The following is a 19,547-nucleotide window of genomic DNA, read 5'->3' as shown; positions in this document are numbered from 1 at the left end:
GCTGTCCTCCTTTATGTAACGTTGATCACTTTGTTTTTAAATTCTACAACATTGTATCACTTATTTACCAGTTTGACATTTGACTCATACGGGGACGGGGTATAACATGAACGTGAATTATGAAAGAGGGGTGCTTTTGGTGGAGGAGCAACATGCGCATCATTCCGAAGAAGTTAAAACCAATTTAAGATCGAGATTGAACCGCATTGAAGGACAAGTGCGAGCGATTAATCGCATGATCGATGAAGATGTGTATTGTGATGATGTGCTCACACAGATCAGAGCGACACGTTCAGCACTTAATAGTGTGGCGATGCGACTATTAGATTATCACATGAAAAGCTGTATTATGGACAAGGTCAATGACGGTAAACAACAAGAAGCGATGGAAGAATTATTAGTGACGTTTCAAAAGTTGATGAAAGGGTAAGATCAATTAATTATGAAGCAAACCAAGACGATTTATTTGGAACCAGTGAAAGATCAGACAGAAGGTGAACATATAGAAACGACGCTCACACACTTAATCGGTGCAGACAGAGTAGCCTTTAATGACAATCCAGATGAAATCGAAATTGAATTTGACACACCAATGAACCTCAATACATTAGAAAAAACTGTTTATGATCTCGGGTGCACTGTGCTATATTAAATATGAAAGGAAATTGAATCCGTGTGATTGTATATAGCTTAAATTTGAGGTTCAATCCATGACGATGAACCCTTAAACACAGACGAATAATGTTAGTTATATTTATTTATTGTGAAGTTTTTAAAAGATTCGAAAATTATGTAGTAATTTATATTTAATTAGGGTAGAATAAAAATGAACTTATAGTAAAAGGTGTGATAACATGGATGACAATAAAGATAAATTGCAAAATGTAGTTAAGTTGTTATCATCATTAGGAGTAAACATAAAGAAAACTAAATCTAGACTTGAAGTAATGCATTCATTACCAGCAAATATTAAACCGACAAATGAATTGAAGTAATAATTCACATAGAACGATTAATTTGTCATTTTGCATAGATAGATATCGCGATTTAGTTTAAATGGTTTACATGAGAAGTAAATAGGGTCACTTGCGAATTTGTTCACGACCCTCGAAATAGGTAGCTTGAAATTTTTAGCATAAGGACAACGATACAGTCTAGATTGTTCCAGCATGTTCGTATACCGATTTAGATGAGTATATGACATGGTTTTGCTTATTGTATATAAAAAGATTAGATCAATGTTATCAATCCATATGATATAAGGTACTGCTACATTGGGATTTACGTAAAGATCTCAAGTAGGAGTACCTATTTTTATGCCTTTTTCTAAATCATTTGCTAATCCTACTTTGCTTTATTTAAAAAGAAAACGCCGATTCACCTGTAAAAGTGCAATCGACGTTTTTTATATACCTTATGTGATAGGGGTGCTTTTTTACTGTTGTTCTTGATAAAGCCGTGTAGGTTGATGATAGTAAATCGATAACACGATACCGACACCACACATTAAGCTCCATAGCGAACTACCACCGTAACTGATAAATGGTAATGGAATACCTGTAATAGGTAATAATTGGATAGTCATACCTACATTTTGTACAAGGTGGAAGAGAATTAAAGAAATAAATCCTATGATAAAGATTTTATTGAACGGTCCATCATTTTTTGTAGCTAATCGTGTGAGATGGAACACAAGTGCTAAGAAGATAAGAATGAGTACGACTGCACCAATAAAACCAAATTCTTCACCGATGACTGAAAAGATAAAGTCGGTATGGTTTTCAGGGATGTAAACTTCCCCTTTATTAAAGCCCTTACCGAACAGCTGACCTGAACCAATGGCTTTCATTGATTCGGTTAAGTGATAACCCTCGCCACTACTATAGGTATATGGATCTAACCAAGAATTAATACGACCCATTTGATAAGTTTGAATGCCTAGTAGTTTTTCAATCAGTTCTGGTTTAAATATAACTGACAAGATAATACTTGCAGCAGCGATGATACCAGTCAGGAATAACGGCGCCAATATCTTCCAAGTAATCCCGCTAATGATCACGATACCTGCAATAATAGCTAGTAGTACGAGCGTTGTACCTAAGTCGTTTTGCAGTAGAATCAATATGAGCGGAATGAAAGATACGCCAATAATTTTAGCTAATAAAACGAAATCTGTTTCGATCGATTTATTAAATGTAAACTTGTTATGACGTGATATTAAGCGTGCCAATGCAAGGATGAGCACGATCTTCATGAACTCTGAAGGTTGTATACTGATTGGTCCAATTGTATACCAACTTTGTGCACCGTTGATGATTGGTGTGATGGCCGTTTCAGGCATGATGATTAAAACGAGTAACATCACGCATAAGATCGCGTACAGTAAATAGGCATATTTCATTAATTTTTTAGGCGAGATAAACATAATTAAAGCGGCGAGTAAGCCACCTAAGATGTAATAAATAATTTGTCTATTACTAAAGTCGGAACTGTATTGTCCGCCACCCATCGCGGAGTGAATAATAATGACACTAATGATGGCTAACAATGCAATGATACCAACGAGTATCCAGTCTATCTTGCGTATCCAATGTTCATTTTTTGATTGACGTGAAGTATTCATTATGTACTCCTTTAAATCGAATATTTCCCTAATAATCTATTATATACCGATTCTATATGACTTTATACTAATTTGCTAGAATCAACTACAGTTTTAAATAGAAAACGCTAGGTTTGAGACTTTCATTTAAATGAGATCAAACACGTATTTTTATCACTAAAATAAATGTTTTAAAAATCTTTCATATAAAATGGGTAACAAATGCAAAAGCGTATGTAATCATGGTATGATAAAGTTTAAGAAAATTATTTTGGAGGCAACATACATGGCAAAAGAGAATATATGTGTAATTTATGGGGGAAAAAGCGCAGAACATGATGTGTCGATCCTGACAGCGCAAAATGTATTAAATGCGATAGATAAAGAGCAATACGACATCGATATGATTTATATCACCAACGATGGCCTATGGAAAAAACAAGAACGTGTCTCAACACCTATCGAAGACCAAGAGACATTAAAACTCGAAGATGTTGAGCCAGGGGATATCTCTCAACTCTTAACTTCAAATGCAGATGGCGAAAGTTATAGTGCAGTCTTTCCATTATTACATGGACCTAATGGTGAAGATGGTACTATCCAAGGTTTATTTGAAGTCTTAGATATTCCATACGTGGGCAATGGTGTACTCGCTGCATCAAGTTCTATGGATAAACTTGTGATGAAACAATTATTTGCGCATCGTGGCTTACCACAATTGCCATATGTAAGTTTCTTACGCAGTGAATATCGTAAGTACGAAGATAACATCTTGAAACTTGTGAACGATAAACTTGAATTCCCAGTGTTTGTTAAGCCAGCAAACTTAGGTTCAAGTGTCGGTATTAGTAAATGTAATAACGAAGAAGAGTTAAAAGCAGGTATCGAAGAAGCATTCCATTTTGACCGTAAACTTGTCATTGAACAAGGTATCAATGCACGTGAAATTGAAGTAGCTGTGCTAGGTAACGACTATCCGGAAACGACGCTTCCAGGTGAAGTGGTGAAAGAAGTTGCGTTCTATGACTATAAAGCGAAATACAAAGACGGTAATATCCGCTTAGATATTCCTGCTGACCTAGCACCAGACGTGCAACAAACGTTACGTGATATGGCTGTAGAAGCTTTCAAAGCGACGGACTGTTCAGGTCTTTTACGCGCAGATTTCTTTGTAACTGAAGACAATCAAATCTTCATTAATGAAACGAATGCAATGCCAGGGTTTACTGAATTTAGTATGTACCCAAGTCTTTGGGAAAATATGGGACTTGCATACCCAGATCTCATTAAAAAATTAATCGACTTAGCTAAAGAGAAATATGCTGATAAACAACAAAACAAATACAAAATTGACTGAGGTTGATAAACGATGATTGAAGTAACCTTAAAACAAATACAACAGTGGATTCCTTGCGACATAGAAGCGGAAGATTTATCACAATCAATCAAAGGTGTCACAATCGACTCACGCCAAATCGAACCTGGCATGTTGTTCATTCCATTTAAAGGCGAAAATGTTGACGGACATCAATTTGTGAAACAAGCACTACAAGATGGTGCAGGTGCGTCATTTTATGAAAAAGGAACAACGATAGACAAAACTGTTTCTGGTCCTATTATATGGGTTGAAGATACACTCGACGCATTGCAACAATTAGCCCAAGCCTATGTAAACGACGTCGATCCTAAAGTCGTTGCAGTTACTGGATCAAACGGTAAAACGACGACGAAAGATATGATTGAAAGTGTATTGAAACCACACTTTAAAGTAAAAAAAACGCAAGGTAATTATAATAATGAGATTGGTTTACCCCTCACACTTTTAGAGTTAGATCATGATACTGAAATCTCTATTTTAGAAATGGGCATGTCTGGTTTTCATCAAATCGAATTATTGTCTCATCTTACACACCCAGATGTCGCAGTAATTACGAATATCGGAGAATCTCATATGCAAGATCTGGGTTCTCGTGAAGGTATCGCACAAGCTAAATTTGAAATCACAACAGGTCTAAAATCAGATGGTTTATTTATCTATGATGGCGATGAACCGCTCCTCGCTCCACACGTCAATACATTAAAAGAAGTCGAAGCTGTCAGTATAGGACTCCAAGCAGAGAATAAATGCGTATGTCACTTGGATGAGATCACCTCAGAGGGTATTTCGTTCACATTGAATGCAGAAGAACAATATCATTTACCAATCTTAGGTAAACACAACATGAAAAATGCAGCAATGGCGATTACAGTAGGTAAACATTTAGGACTCACTTATGAGATGATTCGACAAAACATCGCCCAAGTGCAGCTTACTGGCATGCGTATGGAACAACACCCATTAGCACAAGGTGGGCTTGTGATTAATGATGCGTACAATGCAAGCCCTACTAGTATGAGAGCAGCTATAGATACGCTTGGTGCTATGGAAGGTCGTAAAATTCTCGTTCTTGGTGATGTGTTAGAGCTTGGCGACAACAGCGCTGATATGCATGCAGCTGTCGGAGCATATCTAGAGGGTAAAGCGATTGATATACTTTATACGTTCGGAACAGAAGCAGCAAATATTCATCGTGAAGGTCAACGTTTTGTTCAAAGTGCGCAACATTTCGATGATAAATCTGCGTTAATTCAACAGCTTAAACAACAGGTCCAATCAGGGGATAAAGTGTTGGTAAAAGGTTCAAGAGGGATGAAATTAGAAGAAGCGGTCGATGCATTATTAGATGACGGTTCACGATAAACCCTAAAGATTGTTATGATGGTGAAAGGAACCAAATAAAAGTGATCTATACTTTAACTGTATTAATCCATGCGTGAGATCGCATTGTGATGAAGTTAAAACACATATTCTAATTATAATTTGCTTTTTTAGCGCTTTATTAATGACTCGATTAACAAAATATATTTGCAACTTGTGTTTTAATAGTGGTAATATTAAGAAGTTGAAAAAATTACACAATTAAAAGAACGTAATTAAGTATATATCAAATAAAGGAGAATTACTTTGCAAAATTTTAAAGAGTTAGGGATCTCGGCTAAAACAGTAGAAACCCTAGAATCAATGGGTTTTACAGAAGCCACACCGATACAAAAAGATAGTATCCCTCTTGCCTTAGAAGGTAAAGACATTCTTGGCCAAGCACAAACAGGTACAGGTAAAACAGGTGCTTTCGGTATCCCCATTATAGAAAAAGTTGCCGGCAAAAAAGGTGTTCAAGCCTTGTTATTAGCTCCAACAAGAGAATTGGCGATGCAAGTCGCAGAACAAATCAAATCTTTTGCGGTGGGACAACCGATTCAAGTAGTGACTGTCTTTGGTGGTATGCCGATCGACCGCCAAATTAAAGCGTTGAAAAAAGGACCTCAAATCGTGGTAGGGACACCTGGACGTGTGATTGACCACTTAAATCGTCGTACCCTTAAAACGAACGATATTCATACCCTCGTATTAGATGAAGCAGACGAAATGATGAACATGGGCTTCATCGACGATATGAAATTTATCATGGACAAAATTCCTGCAGAACAACGTCAAACACTATTGTTCTCAGCGACAATGCCTAAAGCAATCCAAACTTTAGTACAACAATTTATGAAATCCCCAGAAATCGTGAAAACGATGAATAACGAAATCTCAGACCCTCACATCGATGAATATTATACAATCGTGAAAGAATTAGAAAAATTTGATACGTTTACGAACTTCTTAGATGTACATCAACCCGATTTAGCAATTGTGTTTGGTCGTACAAAACGTCGTGTTGATGAATTAACAAGTGCATTATTATCAAAAGGCTATAAAGCAGAAGGGTTACACGGTGATATCACTCAAGCCAAACGTCTTGAAGTGTTGAAGAAATTTAAAAACGATCAAATCGATATCTTAGTAGCGACTGACGTTGCTGCACGTGGTTTAGATATTTCTGGCGTCAGTCACGTTTACAACTTTGATATTCCGCAAGATACTGAAAGTTATACGCACCGTATCGGACGTACAGGCCGTGCAGGTAAAGAAGGTATTGCGGTAACATTCGTTAATCCTATTGAAATGGATTATATTAGACAAATCGAGCAAACGAATGGTCGCCAAATGAAAGCACTTCGTCCTCCACATCGTAAGGAAGTATTAAAAGCACGTGAAAACGACATTAAAGATAAAGTGAAACGCTGGATGTCTAATCCTAGTGAACCAAGACTTCAACGCATCGCTTATGATTTATTAGAAGAATATAACGATGTAGAACTTATCGCGTCATTACTTCAAGAACTCGTAGAAGCAAACGATGAAGTGGAAGTACAATTAACATTTGAAAAACCATTAGCACGTAAAGGCCGTAATAACAAAGGTGGTCCACGCCGTAACAATAAACGTGGTGATGGTAAATACGATAATAAAAATCGTCGTAATAGAAACTACAATAATAAAAAAGGCAACCACGACCGTAACTCAAATAAAAAATCTATGAAAGGTCGCACATTTGCTGATCATAAAAAATAAGTAACGTGTGTGATGTAAGCAAGGTAGGAATCATGAATGGTTCCTACCTTTTTTAGTGCAACATGAAGTAGGTGAAAGGGCAAAAGAAAGCGGCTGATTCATTATTTTAATTAATTTATAAAATAAAGGGACCTATTTTTAGTGAATTTATGATATGTTATAAGTAATAAAAATTGCTGAAAGGGGTATGACATGAATACGAATGAAGCATATCATCGCAGCCCAAAGCAGGCGTTAATATATTATTACATTACAGAAATTGTTGAGGGGATTATAACTATTGGGGTTATACTCGCGTTATTATATTGCTCTATTCATTTTAATTGGCTCAATATTTTCGATTATGGCTTTTATGTATTACTTGCGCTAGACGTGATTTATATCTGCGTTGGGCCTTGGGCGAGATATAAATTCCAGTTTTATAAAGTGACGCCAGAATTTTTAGAAGTCAAAAGTGATTTTATTTTCAAATCGCGAAAAATTATGAAATATGAACGCATTCAATTTACTGATAGGAAGACGAATCCGTTGATGAACCGCTGGGATCTAAGTGCTTTAGAGTTAACGACGGCGGGACATGAATTAGAACTACCGTTGATGGCGAATGAAGATATAGAACGTATTGAAGCGGATGTCTTTCAACGTTTGAGAGGTGAAGATACCGATGTCTGAACCACAAAAATTACACCCTATTTCTTATTTATCCGGTTTAATTAGCGTAATCAAACAAAACTTTATTATTATTATTATCTTTTTAGTATTTAACATTAGAGATTTTGATTTTACGGATCCGATGAGTTATATCATGCCATCTGGATTTATGATATTGATTATAGTGCTTTCAGTCTATGCGTTTCTTGAGGTCTATCAAACACGATATTGGATTGAGGGAGATCATTTTATCGTGAAAAAAGGGATTTTGACGAAGAAACGAACTGAATTAAATATTCGTCGTATTCAATCTATGGATACGAACCAAGGGATCATCCAACAACTTGTGAAAGGTGTTGAACTTAAAGTTACAACACCGAGTGATGGCATCGTGCTTGATACGATTTCAAAAAGTCAGAGTGACATGTTACAACAAGCATTGAGAGAAAAACAACGTGAACTAAAACAAGCACAGTCAACTGATCATGTAGAGACGAATGAAGCACAATCTGAAGCAGCGCTTGATACCGACACAATAGAGGAGAAACATCGTATATACCATATGACAGTGAAGGAATTGCTACTCATGGCGATGACGAGTGGGGCAATCGGTGTGGCCTTTGCGGTGATTGGACCGATCGTTGGTAACTTTACAGAATTTATACCATGGGATGACTTGTTTGGTGAATTTGCAGTTTTAGGTCAATCTGTGACACTCGTAGTGATCGCAACACTGATGATAGGTATTCTTATCAGCTATATCGTAGGTACGTTGATCGTTATTGTGCGTAATTTTAATTACACCGTCGATCAATCTGGCAATCACTTATATATTAGTTATGGTTTATTCACAGTGAAGCATATCACTGTACCGGTAGATCGTATGCAAGCGATTGTTGAAAATCAGTCATTCTTAAGAAAATTATTCGGTTATACTTCTATGTCGCTCATTATCACAAGTGATATGACAAGTAGTGATGTTGGTGATGACAATGTTGAAGATGGAAAAGTAAAAGTTTTACCTTTTATAAAAAGAGACAAAGCATATGAATTGATGAAAGATTTGATACCAAGTATGCATTTTGAAGAGCCAGAAACAGGCATGCCTTGGCGTGGTTACCATCGTCACTTCTGGATTCCTGCTGTCGTATTATTTGCGATCGCCGGTATTGTCCATTACTATTCCACATCTTGGGGCTATGCAGTGGCAGGTGCGATCACAGTCATCATGGCGTTGCATGCTTTAGCCTCTGTTAAAATGTCAGGTTTCAACGTGAAAGATGACGAAATGGTCGTTCGTGACGTTACAACCTTTGGTATCGAGCAGTCTTATTTCAAATATAATAAAGTGTTAGGTATGGAAATGGATAGCAATCCTTTCCTTGTCAGAAGCGAATTGCTCAATTTCAACTTTGTAATTGCTAAAGGTATTATGGATGAAGATATTGGACTCGAATTCGTAGAACAATCCAAAGTAGAAGCTTTAGAACAATGGTACTTGAGAGGTGAGAACCATGACTAATTATCAACGTATGTCCCCATCAGCTAAACCTGTAATGCGTATTACAGGTGTTATGACTAGTATCATTTTAGCGATACTTTTAGGTTCGGTGATTGTTGCAAATCAATTTCTATTACATTGGGCCGGCGACACGGTGGTTAAATGGGTTACTATCATAGGGGTCGTACTTATCATATTGATTGCAGTCTACATGATTTTAATTCGACCTATTTATAAATATAAAATTTTCCGTTATGATGTGGGTGACCAGGAGATTACTGTACGTAAAGGTATTTGGTTTATTAAAACGAGAAAAGCACCCTATTTTCGTATACAAAACTTGAATATTGAAGAAGGGCCTATCATGCGAAAATATGGGCTAGCTACATTGTCGCTATCCACAGCTGGTGGTGATCTCGATGTAACCTTAGTTCCAAAAAAAGAAGCACGAAATCTAAAAAAACGCATTAGAGCACTGAAAAAATCTGATAACGCTGTAGTCTCTAATGAAGACGGCGTTGCACAACGTGTCGATGTGCATGAGGTTTCTCCTGTCTCACATGAAGATTCAGAAACGCCTCATGAATATAAGGAAGAATATTCACAAAAACAAAATGAAGTAATACATGACTCTGAAACGCAACATTCACAAACCCAGAATGACAATGATAGCTTTACGAGACGAGATGAAACGATGTCAGTTAAAGATGATATTGAACACAGAGAAAATTCAACTTCTGATGATAGCGATCATGCCCGTCGTTAAGAATAAGTTGATTAAGACAGTCAAAAGTAATGATTAAAATAGGAAAGAGTGACATACATGATTCATGGTATCGGGATTGATTTAATTGAAATTGAACGTATCCAACACGTACTGAATCGACAACCGAAAGTGGTTGAACGGATTCTGACCACAAATGAACAACAACGATTTCATTATTTTACAAGTGAACAACGCAAGGTAGAATTCTTAGCGGGACGCTTCGCATGTAAAGAAGCATTTAGTAAAGCACTCGGTACCGGATTAGGAAAAACGGTTGCTTTTCACGATATCGATTGTTACAACGACGAGAAAGGGTGCCCACATATTGATTATGAGGGGTACCGTGTTCATGTCAGTATTAGCCATACTGAACATTATGCGACGAGTCAAGTCGTGATTGAAACGGCAGATGCATGAGTCGTTTAGTCTATTGAAGAAAGATTAATTTCAACAAACCACGCATCAGTTAGATAACTTGAGGTTATATGGTAAAAGCAAACTTTTCCATGTATCAATATCGTGTCTACACTAGATGGGTGGTTTTTTCGTTATGATATAAAAATGATGTAAAGAATAGGAGTGTCGAATCACAGTGATAGTGCTATTTTTCATTTTATGCATATGTGCATGCCATAAATTGTTACAAAGTGATTAAAATTACTGAAAATAAACGGATTTATTTTGGTCTTCTCTTGGTTTTGTTATAAACTTGTTGTATTAAATCAATAATAAGGGAAACGTTGCTTTCTAGGAGGAAATTAAAAATATGTCAGATAAGTATTATAGACCCACCCGTGTGAATGTGGATTTAGATGCAATCACTTCGAATTATCAAATGTTCGGTAAGTTACATCCAAATAAAACTGTAATCCCTGTGGTTAAAGCAAACGGTTATGGTCTAGGTAGTGTCGTAATCGCACGCCACTTGATGGACATCGGCGCTAATTTTTTTGCGGTTGCAACGTTAGATGAAGCAGTAGAATTAAGGATGCATGGTGTTGATGCTAGAATATTAGTATTAGGTGTTATTCCACCTGAACATATTAATAAAGCAATTCAACACCGTGTTGCAATGACTGTACCTGATTTAACATGGATGAAAAAAGCAGTCTCATATGTAGATGAAGAAAATGAAAAACGCATGTGGTTCCACGTTAAAATCGATACAGGTATGGGTCGTTTGGGTGTGAAATCAGCACACGAATATAAAGAAATTGTGTCATTGATCCAATCTACATCAAACATGATATTTGAAGGGGTCTTCACACATTTTCCTACTTCAGATGAAGATACGGATGCGATGAAAGTTCAACAAGAACAGTTTGAAGCCATCGTAAATGAAGTCGAACATCCACCTTTTGTACATTCACAAAACTCAGCAGCGAGTCTACTCAAAGATAGTCAGTTTTGTAATGCAGTACGTGTAGGTATTTCACTCTATGGCTATTATCCTTCTGAATATGTGAAAGAAAACGTGAAAGTTCATTTAAAACCGAGTGCGCAGTGGGTCACAGAAATTGTGCAAACGAAGAAATTAAAAGCAGGCGAATCTGTGAGCTATGGTAGCACTTTTACAGCAGACCAAGATATGACAATAGGGATTATCCCTGTTGGATATGCGGATGGTTATTTGAGAATGATGCAAGGATTTACGGTGAACGTGAACGGCGAACAGTGCGAAATCATTGGTCGCGTGTGCATGGATCAAACAATTATCGCCATTCCGGACTACGTGAAACCAGGCGCTCAAGTGATACTTATGGATCATCGTTCTGATGTACCGCAGTCCTGTGAAGCCTTGGCACGACAACAACAGACGATCAATTATGAAGTGTTATGTAACTTGAGTCGTCGCTTGCCTCGTGTCTACTATAAAGGTGAAGATGTAGAAATAAAAAACGAATTACTGAAATAGTGTAGTCACTGCAATTAAAGTTTGATATCATTAGATTAATGAAGCAAATAAAATTAATTATTCTATGAAGGTCGCTTGGAGGTCTTATTCATGTCTAATTTTAACACTACGAGATATCACAATATGGAGCAAATCTTAAAAGAAGGCTATTCACAAATGGCCGATCTTAATCTCTCCCTAGCAACAGAAGCTTTTCCTTTCGAATGTGAAGCTTGTGATTGTAACGAATCATTCCTCAGCTCCAATCACAATAATGAATGATGAGACGAGGAGATGTATATTTAGCTGATTTATCACCAGTTCAAGGGTCTGAACAAGGGGGAGTAAGGCCTGTTGTTATCATTCAAAATGATACTGGGAATAAATATAGTCCTACCGTAATTGTCGCTGCAATTACAGGTAGGATTAATAAAGCTAAAATTCCAACCCATGTAGAAATAGACAAGAAGAAATATAAATTAGATAAAGATTCAGTTATCTTGTTAGAACAAATTCGAACATTAGATAAAAAGAGGCTGAAAGAGAAATTAACATATCTATCTGACGAGAAGATGGAAGAAGTAAATCGTGCTATCTTCATAAGTTTAGGGTTACATAATATGAAACATTTCAAATCATGATCTAACAGCCGTACTCCAAATAAAAGACGACAACAGTTTTGGTACATAAATAGAGACCACAACATATGCGTGCATAAACGAGAAACAGCGACCTAAAGAATAACAATGTACAGATATGCTTACGTAACAAACGGAAAGAACTTACTAGGTAGCTCACTTTAGATATCAATGTTCAAAGTGAAGCATGCTATCTTTGTAGGGGCGGGAAACCGCAATCTTAAATTTGCAGTAGCACAACTACTGGAGAGTAATACGAATTAATCAAATAGATGTATTACTATAAGATTTCAATCCCGCTCTTTTTGTAATTTATCACTGCTATATAAGTTACTGTTAAATTATAATACTTTTCAGACAAGTACAAGGAGGAGAAAGTCTTACGTCACTGTGAGTCAACACAGTGGTGACATAGTCATGTAGTACGAATATGTAGATTACAGGTTGAGGAGGACAAGTCACTTGGAAGTATTCAAAGTTCAATATAAAGCACTCATTGACAAAAGTTTAGAAACTGACGATTTTGATGCCTTACGTCAAGAATGTTGTGAATTTACAGAAGAAGTTATTAAAAAGGATATCTTACCAGAGGACATTGTAGATATTCATAAATCATATATTGCGACGTTAAATTTAACGGAGCCCCAAATACTCAACACGCTAGAAGTGTTAGAAGAAGTGGTCAAAGGATTTGGCTATAGCTATCGAGATTATCAACGTTTAGTCAATAAACTGCAACACCATGACAAAGAGATGGAAGTTGCAGCAAGGCTCCAACAAACGATGTTAAAAACAGATATTCCGCAATTTGACAGTATTCAAATTGGTGTCATTTCTGTTGCTGCTCAAAAAGTAAGTGGAGATTATTTTAACTTAATTGATTATAAAGATGGCACGATGAGTTTTGCGATCGCCGATGTCATCGGTAAAGGCATTCCTGCAGCACTTGCAATGAGTATGATTAAGTTCGGCATGGACTCTTATGGACATTCCCAACTCCCAAGTGATGCGTTAAAACGTTTAAACCGCGTTGTTGAGAAAAACGTAAACCAAAACATGTTCGTCACGATGTTCTATGGTCTGTATGAAGAAATGAATCATCTGTTGTACTGTAGCTCAGCAGGTCATGAACCAGGATACATCTACCGGGCTGAGTCAGAAACGTTTGAAGAAATTGATGTACGCGGTAGAGTGTTAGGTATTAGTCAACAAACACGTTACGCTCAACAAGAAATACCGATTTACTTAAATGACTTAGTCATTATCTTTACAGATGGTGTCACTGAGACCCGAGACAATGACGGGAACTTCATAGACAAGCAAAAATTATTGGATATGATACATAAAAATAGACATCTTCATCCTCAAGATATCGTACAACAGTTATACGAATCACTTTTAAAAATACAAAATCCTAAGAAGCGTGATGACCTCACGATATTAATTATCAAGCGCGTGAACTAGTTTCGATATGGATTAATTTTAGTAAAAAGCGGGTATAGCAAAATATTACTTAAGACAAAACTAGGAGTGTACGAGTATGAATCTAAACATTGAAACAGTGACACATGACAACTATTATGAAGTGAAAGTGGCTGGAGAGCTTGATGTTTATACTGTTCCAGAACTAGAGGAAGTGCTAGTCCCGATGCGACAAGAGGGCACACATGATATATATGTTAATTTGGAAAATGTAAGTTATATGGATTCAACTGGATTAGGATTATTTGTTGGTACCTTAAAAGTATTAAACCAACACGAAAAAGAATTATATATCTTAGGTGTGTCTGACCGTATTGAAAGATTGTTTGACATTACTGGGCTGAAAGATTTAATGCATGTCAATAAAGGAACGGAGGTTGAGTAACATGCCGGCCAAACAAGACTATATCGAAATGCGCTTACCAGCAACAGCAGAATATGTGAGCTTAATACGCTTGACACTCTCAGGTGTATTTTCTCGAGCAGGTGCTTCGTATGATGACATTGAAGATGCTAAAATAGCAGTAAGTGAAGCAGTCACAAATGCTGTAAAACACGCATACAAAGATGATTCAGATGAGGGCATGATTAATCTGTGTTTCGAAATATTTGATGACAAGATTAAAATCGTTATCTCAGATCAGGGAGAAAGCTTTGATTATGAAGAAACGAAGAAACAACTTGGACCATATCAAGACAATGAAAGCATCAACTTTTTAAGGGAGGGTGGTCTTGGACTGTTTCTCATTGAATCGTTAATGGATGAAGTGACTATAGATAAAACTTCTGGTGTAACGATTAGTATGATAAAGTTTATAAGAAAAGAGCAGGTGCGAAATAATGACGAAAGAGTCGAAATCAGTTAATGAAGTATCACCTGAACAAATAAATCAATGGATCAGCGAACATCAGAATAATGAAGATACGAATGCTCAAGAGAAACTTGTAAGACATTATCGTAAATTAATAGAGTCCCTTGCTTATAAATATTCTAAGGGACAATATCATCATGAAGATCTTGTACAGGTTGGTATGATTGGCTTAATCGGTGCCATCAACCGATTTGATATATCATATGATCGAAAATTTGAGGCGTTTTTAGTACCGACTGTCATCGGGGAAATCAAACGCTATCTACGCGATAAGACATGGAGTGTCCATGTACCTAGACGTATTAAAGAGATTGGACCGCGTATTAAAAAAGTCAACGATGAACTGACAAATGAACTCGAACGGTCACCTTCGATAGAAGAAATTGCGAACCGCTTAGATGCTACTGAAGAGGAAGTATTGGAAGCGATGGAAATCAGCCAGAGCTATAATGCTTTAAGTGTAGACCATTCTATTGAAGCGGATAAAGATGGCTCAACGGTGACATTATTAGACATCATGGGTCAACAAGATGATAATTATGACCTCACCGAAAAACGTATGATATTAGATAAAATACTCCCTATCTTGTCTGACCGAGAACGTGAAATCATACAATGTACTTTTATTGAAGGCTTAAGTCAAAAAGAAACGGGTGAACGCATTGGACTCAGCCAAATGCACGTTTCTAGATTACAACGTACAGCAATAAAGAAACTCCAACAGGCAGCAGTAGAATAAACAGCCACAACACTATGCACATCATTTCTTTATACAGAACGGATGATGTGCTTTTTTGTGTTTTATTTTGAAAAGGGAACAACAAGGGCAAAGTTCGCTCACATTGCCTCATCTAAATTTCTGAGGTTATCGAGTAAGGGGAGATTTTCCGAAAAGTGAGAGGTTGAGATAGCTCGTAAACATCTCGAGAAGTCTTTAAATATGTTAAAATAAATCATTGCATAAGTCATTAGAAGTAGTGGAGGATATCATGGATAACAATTTGATTCAAACAATCATAGAAAAATATAACTTTTCAAAGAAACAAATTGAAGCCGTCTTAGGTTTGTTAGAAGAAAATAATACCGTGCCGTTCATCGCACGTTATAGAAAAGAACGCACAGGCGGACTCGATGAAGTCGAGATTAAACAAATTAATGATGAATATCAATATATGGTGAACCTCCAAAAACGTAAAGAAGAGGTCTTACATAGTATTGAAGAGCAAGGCATGCTCACAGACGAATTGAAAAAAGATATTTTAGCACAAACCAAACTACAAAGAGTCGAAGATTTATATCGACCTTATAAACAGAAAAAGAAAACACGTGCAACAGAAGCGAAACGAAAAGGGTTAGAACCGCTCGCACAATGGATACAACAAAGTTCTTTAGATATGCCATTAACAGAAAAAGCACAAGCATTTGTTAATGATGAAGTGGAAACAGCAGATGCAGCGATTGCAGGCGCACAAGATATTATTGCAGAGCACATCTCAGATCAATCAACTTACCGTACGAAAGCTTTGAAAGATACAAATCGTCACGGTGTACTTGTAACGCAAAAGAAAAAACAAGCTGATGATGAAAAACATATTTATGAAATGTATTACGATTACAGTGAACCCGTTAACAAAATCGCTAATCATCGCGTTTTAGCAGTAAATCGTGCAGAGAAAGAAAAAGTGATTACTGTCAAAATCGATATGGACACACAAGGGATTGAAAATTTCATTCGCAAACAAGAAATTAACGGGGATCATGAAGGTACTGCAGTGATACAATCAGCGATTAAAGATAGTTTAAAACGATTAATCATGCCTTCCATTGAACGTGAAATCCGTGGAGATTTAACAGAGCGAGCTGAAACGCATGCCATTGACGTGTTCGGTGAGAACCTCAGAAACTTATTATTACAACCACCAATTAAAGGTAAGCAAATCCTTGGAGTCGATCCAGCATTCCGTACAGGTTGTAAACTCGCAGTGATTAATCCGTTCGGCACGTTTGTCGATAAAGGTGTAATGTACCCGCATCCACCTGTGAACAAAAAAGAAGAAGCGGAACGTATTTTCTTAGATTTCGTGAAACGTCATAATGTAGAACTGGTAGCGATTGGTAATGGCACTGCAAGTCGTGAAACAGAACAATTTGTAGCGCAAGTGATTCAAAAACATCAATTAGCAGTTCAATTTATTATTGTAAATGAAGCGGGCGCGTCCGTATATTCAGCTTCAGAAATCGCACGTAACGAGTTCCCAGACTTTCAAGTTGAAGAACGAAGTGCGGTATCGATTGGACGCCGAGTTCAAGACCCGTTAAGTGAGCTCGTGAAAATCGATCCGAAATCTATAGGTGTCGGTCAATATCAACATGATGTAAACCAAAAATCACTAGCAAATACGTTAACCTTTGTCGTAGAAACAGCAGTAAACCAAGTAGGGGTAGATGTGAATACAGCATCACATGCGTTACTACAATATGTGGCAGGTCTATCTTCAAGCACTGCGCAAAACATTATTAACTATCGTGAAGAAAACGGTGCAATTAAACATAATAAAGAAATTGCGAAAGTGAAACGATTAGGCGCAAAAACCTTTGAACAAAGTATCGGATTCTTACGTATAGTGGATGGTGAAGAACCACTAGATAATACATCCATTCACCCTGAAAGTTACCAAGTCACTTATCAGCTTTTAGATGAGTTGAATTTATCTGTTGAAGATCTCGGGTCAGATCAGTTGAAAGCTACCTTGAACCGAATTAACCAACATGAAGTCGCTGAAAAGTTAAGCATTGGGGAACCCACACTTGAAGATATCGTGAGTGCATTGATTGCACCTAACCGAGATCCACGTGATGAATATGAAACACCTATATTAAAATCAGACGTATTATCCATTGAAGATTTAACAAAAGGTATGAAACTGAGTGGTACTGTGCGCAATGTTGTGGATTTTGGGGCATTTGTAGATATCGGTGTGAAACAAGATGGTCTTGTACACATATCTAAGCTTTCTCGAAAATTTGTTAAAAATCCAATGGATATAGTCAGCGTAGGAGACATTGTTGACGTATGGATTCTTGATATTGATGAACAAAAAGGGAAAGTATCATTAACAATGATTGATCCAAATGAATGATGAACAATTACAAACGTTAACGGAACAGATTTCACAGTCTGAATTTCATCGACCATTTAAACACCAGGCATATTTTAATCGACGGTTAAGAACAACAGGTGGAAGATACTTGTTAAAAAGTCATAATATAGAAGTGAACGATAAACAATATGAAAAATATGGCTATCAAGCTGTTGTCGATATTATTAAACATGAATTATGTCATTATCATCTTCATCTTACAGGCAGAGGTTATCAACATCGAGATACAGATTTTAAACAACTGAGTCTACATGTTGGTGCGCCTAGATATTGTACACCGATTCAATCGTATGAAGAACGTGTCAATTACATGTATGAATGTGGTCGTTGTCACGCGAAATTTCCTCGAATTAGAAAAGTTGATACAAAGAAAATGAGATGCGGCCGTTGTGGTGGTAGATTGAAGTTAATTCAACATTATAAAACTAAATAGAAATATTTGAAGAGGTTAGAACGGTTAGTATAATTATCGCGACTAGAACAAGAAGCTAGGTGGACTATTAGATAAAATCCAAAGCTTATTTTTAGTGAAAGTGCGTTTCAAAATGACCAGTTCTAACCTTTTTCATAAAAAGCAATTGAGTTTGAATCTTTACAAAGTGAAGGTCATCATGAGTGATTAGATAATTTATTTAGAAAAATAAGCATAACCTATTGACTATTACTCGAAAATGTTATAAGATAATAAACGTTGCGTTAAAGAAATGACATAAACATTACATTCCCGTTAACTTTGTAAAATTGATTTTAAAAAGTTGTTGACAAAGTTAATTGATAAGCGTACAATGTTAATTGTTCTCTTTTGAGAGGTAATGAATTTCGTCTTGCCAATGCGGTCGTGGCGGAATGGCAGACGCGCTAGGTTGAGGGCCTAGTGGGAGAGATCCCGTGGAGGTTCAAGTCCTCTCGGCCGCATCAACAATTTATTATATCGCATCTCATGCGGGTGTAGTTTAATGGCAAAACCTCAGCCTTCCAAGCTGATGTTGTGGGTTCGATTCCCATCACCCGCTCCATTAAATTGTTTGAAGAAATGAACATTGAAAACTGAATGACAATATGTCAACGTTAATTCCAATAAACAACGATTCAATCGTTGATTGAACAAGTGTTGAAGAAACACATTTAGCAAATATGAGCTAATCAAACATCATATATTTTATATGGAGAGTTTGATCCTGGCTCAGGATGAACGCTGGCGGCGTGCCTAATACATGCAAGTCGAGCGAACAGATAAGGAGCTTGCTCCTTTGACGTTAGCGGCGGACGGGTGAGTAACACGTGGGTAACCTACCTATAAGACTGGAATAACTCCGGGAAACCGGGGCTAATGCCGGATAACATGTTGAACCGCATGGTTCTACAGTGAAAGGCGGCTTTGCTGTCACTTATAGATGGACCCGCGCCGTATTAGCTAGTTGGTGAGGTAACGGCTCACCAAGGCAACGATACGTAGCCGACCTGAGAGGGTGATCGGCCACA

At 37.0% G+C, this 19,547-nt stretch carries 20 protein-coding genes, 2 tRNA genes and 1 rRNA gene; 22 read left to right on the top strand and 1 reads right to left on the bottom strand.

From position 1 onward, the window contains the following. Window positions 1–106 precede the first annotated feature (106 nt). The 3 genes from APS80_RS08645 (at window position 107) to APS80_RS10875 (ending at window position 995) form a co-directional block, all read left to right on the top strand. Window positions 107–430 carry a metal-sensitive transcriptional regulator gene (locus APS80_RS08645; protein ID WP_373364584.1) on the top strand — a complete coding sequence of 108 codons (324 nt, stop codon included), beginning with the start codon at window positions 107–109 and terminating at the stop codon, window positions 428–430. A 12-nt stretch (window positions 431–442) separates the two neighbouring features. Beyond that, window positions 443–652 carry a hypothetical protein gene (locus APS80_RS08640; RefSeq protein ID WP_059107872.1) on the top strand — a complete coding sequence of 70 codons (210 nt, stop codon included), beginning with the start codon at window positions 443–445 and terminating at the stop codon, window positions 650–652. A 202-nt stretch (window positions 653–854) separates the two neighbouring features. Next, on the top strand, window positions 855–995 hold the full coding sequence (locus tag APS80_RS10875) for an Lmo0850 family protein (protein WP_169791263.1): 141 nt from the start codon (window positions 855–857) through the stop codon (window positions 993–995). 440 nt (window positions 996–1,435) lie between these two features. Here APS80_RS10875 and APS80_RS08635 read toward each other — a convergent pair whose 3' ends face one another. Continuing rightward, entirely contained in the window at window positions 1,436–2,623 is a 1,188-nt protein-coding gene (locus tag APS80_RS08635) for an FtsW/RodA/SpoVE family cell cycle protein (protein WP_059107871.1), read from the bottom strand. 265 nt (window positions 2,624–2,888) lie between these two features. Between APS80_RS08635 and APS80_RS08630 the strand changes: the two genes are divergently transcribed. The 19 genes from APS80_RS08630 to APS80_RS08540 form a co-directional block, all read left to right on the top strand. Continuing rightward, on the top strand, window positions 2,889–3,959 hold the full coding sequence (locus APS80_RS08630) for a D-alanine--D-alanine ligase (protein ID WP_059107870.1): 1,071 nt from the start codon (window positions 2,889–2,891) through the stop codon (window positions 3,957–3,959). A 12-nt stretch (window positions 3,960–3,971) separates the two neighbouring features. After that, window positions 3,972–5,342, top strand: a complete 1,371-nt coding sequence (locus APS80_RS08625) for a UDP-N-acetylmuramoyl-tripeptide--D-alanyl-D-alanine ligase (protein WP_059107869.1) — start codon at window positions 3,972–3,974, stop codon at window positions 5,340–5,342. A 264-nt stretch (window positions 5,343–5,606) separates the two neighbouring features. Beyond that, entirely contained in the window at window positions 5,607–7,100 is a 1,494-nt protein-coding gene (gene cshA, locus APS80_RS08620; RefSeq protein ID WP_059107868.1) for a degradosome RNA helicase CshA, read from the top strand. A gap of 192 nt (window positions 7,101–7,292) precedes the next feature. Further along, window positions 7,293–7,772, top strand: coding sequence for a PH domain-containing protein (locus APS80_RS08615; protein ID WP_059107867.1), 480 nt, complete (start codon window positions 7,293–7,295; stop codon window positions 7,770–7,772). Further along, window positions 7,765–9,273 (top strand): PH domain-containing protein, encoded by a 1,509-nt coding sequence (locus tag APS80_RS08610; RefSeq protein ID WP_059107866.1) that lies wholly within the window; start codon window positions 7,765–7,767, stop codon window positions 9,271–9,273. Before APS80_RS08615 ends, APS80_RS08610 begins: the two co-directional genes overlap by 8 nt. Next, window positions 9,266–10,018: a PH domain-containing protein gene (locus tag APS80_RS08605; protein WP_059107865.1), complete on the top strand. Its 753-nt coding sequence runs from the start codon at window positions 9,266–9,268 to the stop codon at window positions 10,016–10,018. Before APS80_RS08610 ends, APS80_RS08605 begins: the two co-directional genes overlap by 8 nt. Window positions 10,019–10,075: 57 nt before the next feature. Continuing rightward, window positions 10,076–10,435, top strand: a complete 360-nt coding sequence (acpS, locus tag APS80_RS08600) for a holo-ACP synthase (protein WP_059107864.1) — start codon at window positions 10,076–10,078, stop codon at window positions 10,433–10,435. A gap of 349 nt (window positions 10,436–10,784) precedes the next feature. Continuing rightward, a complete protein-coding gene (gene alr, locus APS80_RS08595; RefSeq protein WP_059107863.1) occupies window positions 10,785–11,933 on the top strand; it encodes an alanine racemase in 1,149 nt (382 codons plus the stop codon). A 90-nt stretch (window positions 11,934–12,023) separates the two neighbouring features. After that, window positions 12,024–12,194, top strand: a complete 171-nt coding sequence (gene mazE / locus APS80_RS08590) for a type II toxin-antitoxin system antitoxin MazE (RefSeq protein ID WP_059107862.1) — start codon at window positions 12,024–12,026, stop codon at window positions 12,192–12,194. Continuing rightward, window positions 12,191–12,553 (top strand): type II toxin-antitoxin system PemK/MazF family toxin, encoded by a 363-nt coding sequence (locus APS80_RS08585; RefSeq protein ID WP_059107861.1) that lies wholly within the window; start codon window positions 12,191–12,193, stop codon window positions 12,551–12,553. Before mazE ends, APS80_RS08585 begins: the two co-directional genes overlap by 4 nt. Window positions 12,554–13,012: 459 nt before the next feature. Beyond that, window positions 13,013–14,014 (top strand): SpoIIE family protein phosphatase, encoded by a 1,002-nt coding sequence (locus APS80_RS08580; protein ID WP_059107860.1) that lies wholly within the window; start codon window positions 13,013–13,015, stop codon window positions 14,012–14,014. A gap of 76 nt (window positions 14,015–14,090) precedes the next feature. Continuing rightward, entirely contained in the window at window positions 14,091–14,417 is a 327-nt protein-coding gene (locus APS80_RS08575; protein WP_059107859.1) for an anti-sigma factor antagonist, read from the top strand. 1 nt (window position 14,418) lies between these two features. Beyond that, window positions 14,419–14,898, top strand: a complete 480-nt coding sequence (rsbW, locus tag APS80_RS08570; protein ID WP_059107858.1) for an anti-sigma B factor RsbW — start codon at window positions 14,419–14,421, stop codon at window positions 14,896–14,898. Beyond that, entirely contained in the window at window positions 14,873–15,643 is a 771-nt protein-coding gene (sigB, locus tag APS80_RS08565) for an RNA polymerase sigma factor SigB (RefSeq protein WP_059107857.1), read from the top strand. Before rsbW ends, sigB begins: the two co-directional genes overlap by 26 nt. Window positions 15,644–15,893: 250 nt before the next feature. Next, window positions 15,894–18,044, top strand: coding sequence for a Tex family protein (locus tag APS80_RS08560; RefSeq protein ID WP_059107856.1), 2,151 nt, complete (start codon window positions 15,894–15,896; stop codon window positions 18,042–18,044). Continuing rightward, complete coding sequence (locus tag APS80_RS08555) at window positions 18,037–18,498, top strand: SprT family protein (protein WP_059107855.1); 462 nt, start codon at window positions 18,037–18,039, stop codon at window positions 18,496–18,498. The genes APS80_RS08560 and APS80_RS08555 overlap by 8 nt, the downstream gene beginning before the upstream one ends. Before the next feature lie 399 nt (window positions 18,499–18,897). Beyond that, window positions 18,898–18,980: transfer RNA gene (locus APS80_RS08550), tRNA-Leu, on the top strand. A 27-nt stretch (window positions 18,981–19,007) separates the two neighbouring features. Continuing rightward, window positions 19,008–19,081: transfer RNA gene (locus APS80_RS08545), tRNA-Gly, on the top strand. Window positions 19,082–19,225: 144 nt separating this feature from the next. Beyond that, window positions 19,226–19,547, top strand: a 16S ribosomal RNA gene (locus tag APS80_RS08540); the annotation flags it as partial.

This window comes from Staphylococcus auricularis (assembly GCF_001500315.1).
GTDB lineage: Bacteria > Bacillota > Bacilli > Staphylococcales > Staphylococcaceae > Staphylococcus > Staphylococcus auricularis.
The sequence above is the reverse complement of the archived record's forward strand: the minus strand, read 5'-3'. Positions and strand labels throughout refer to the sequence as shown.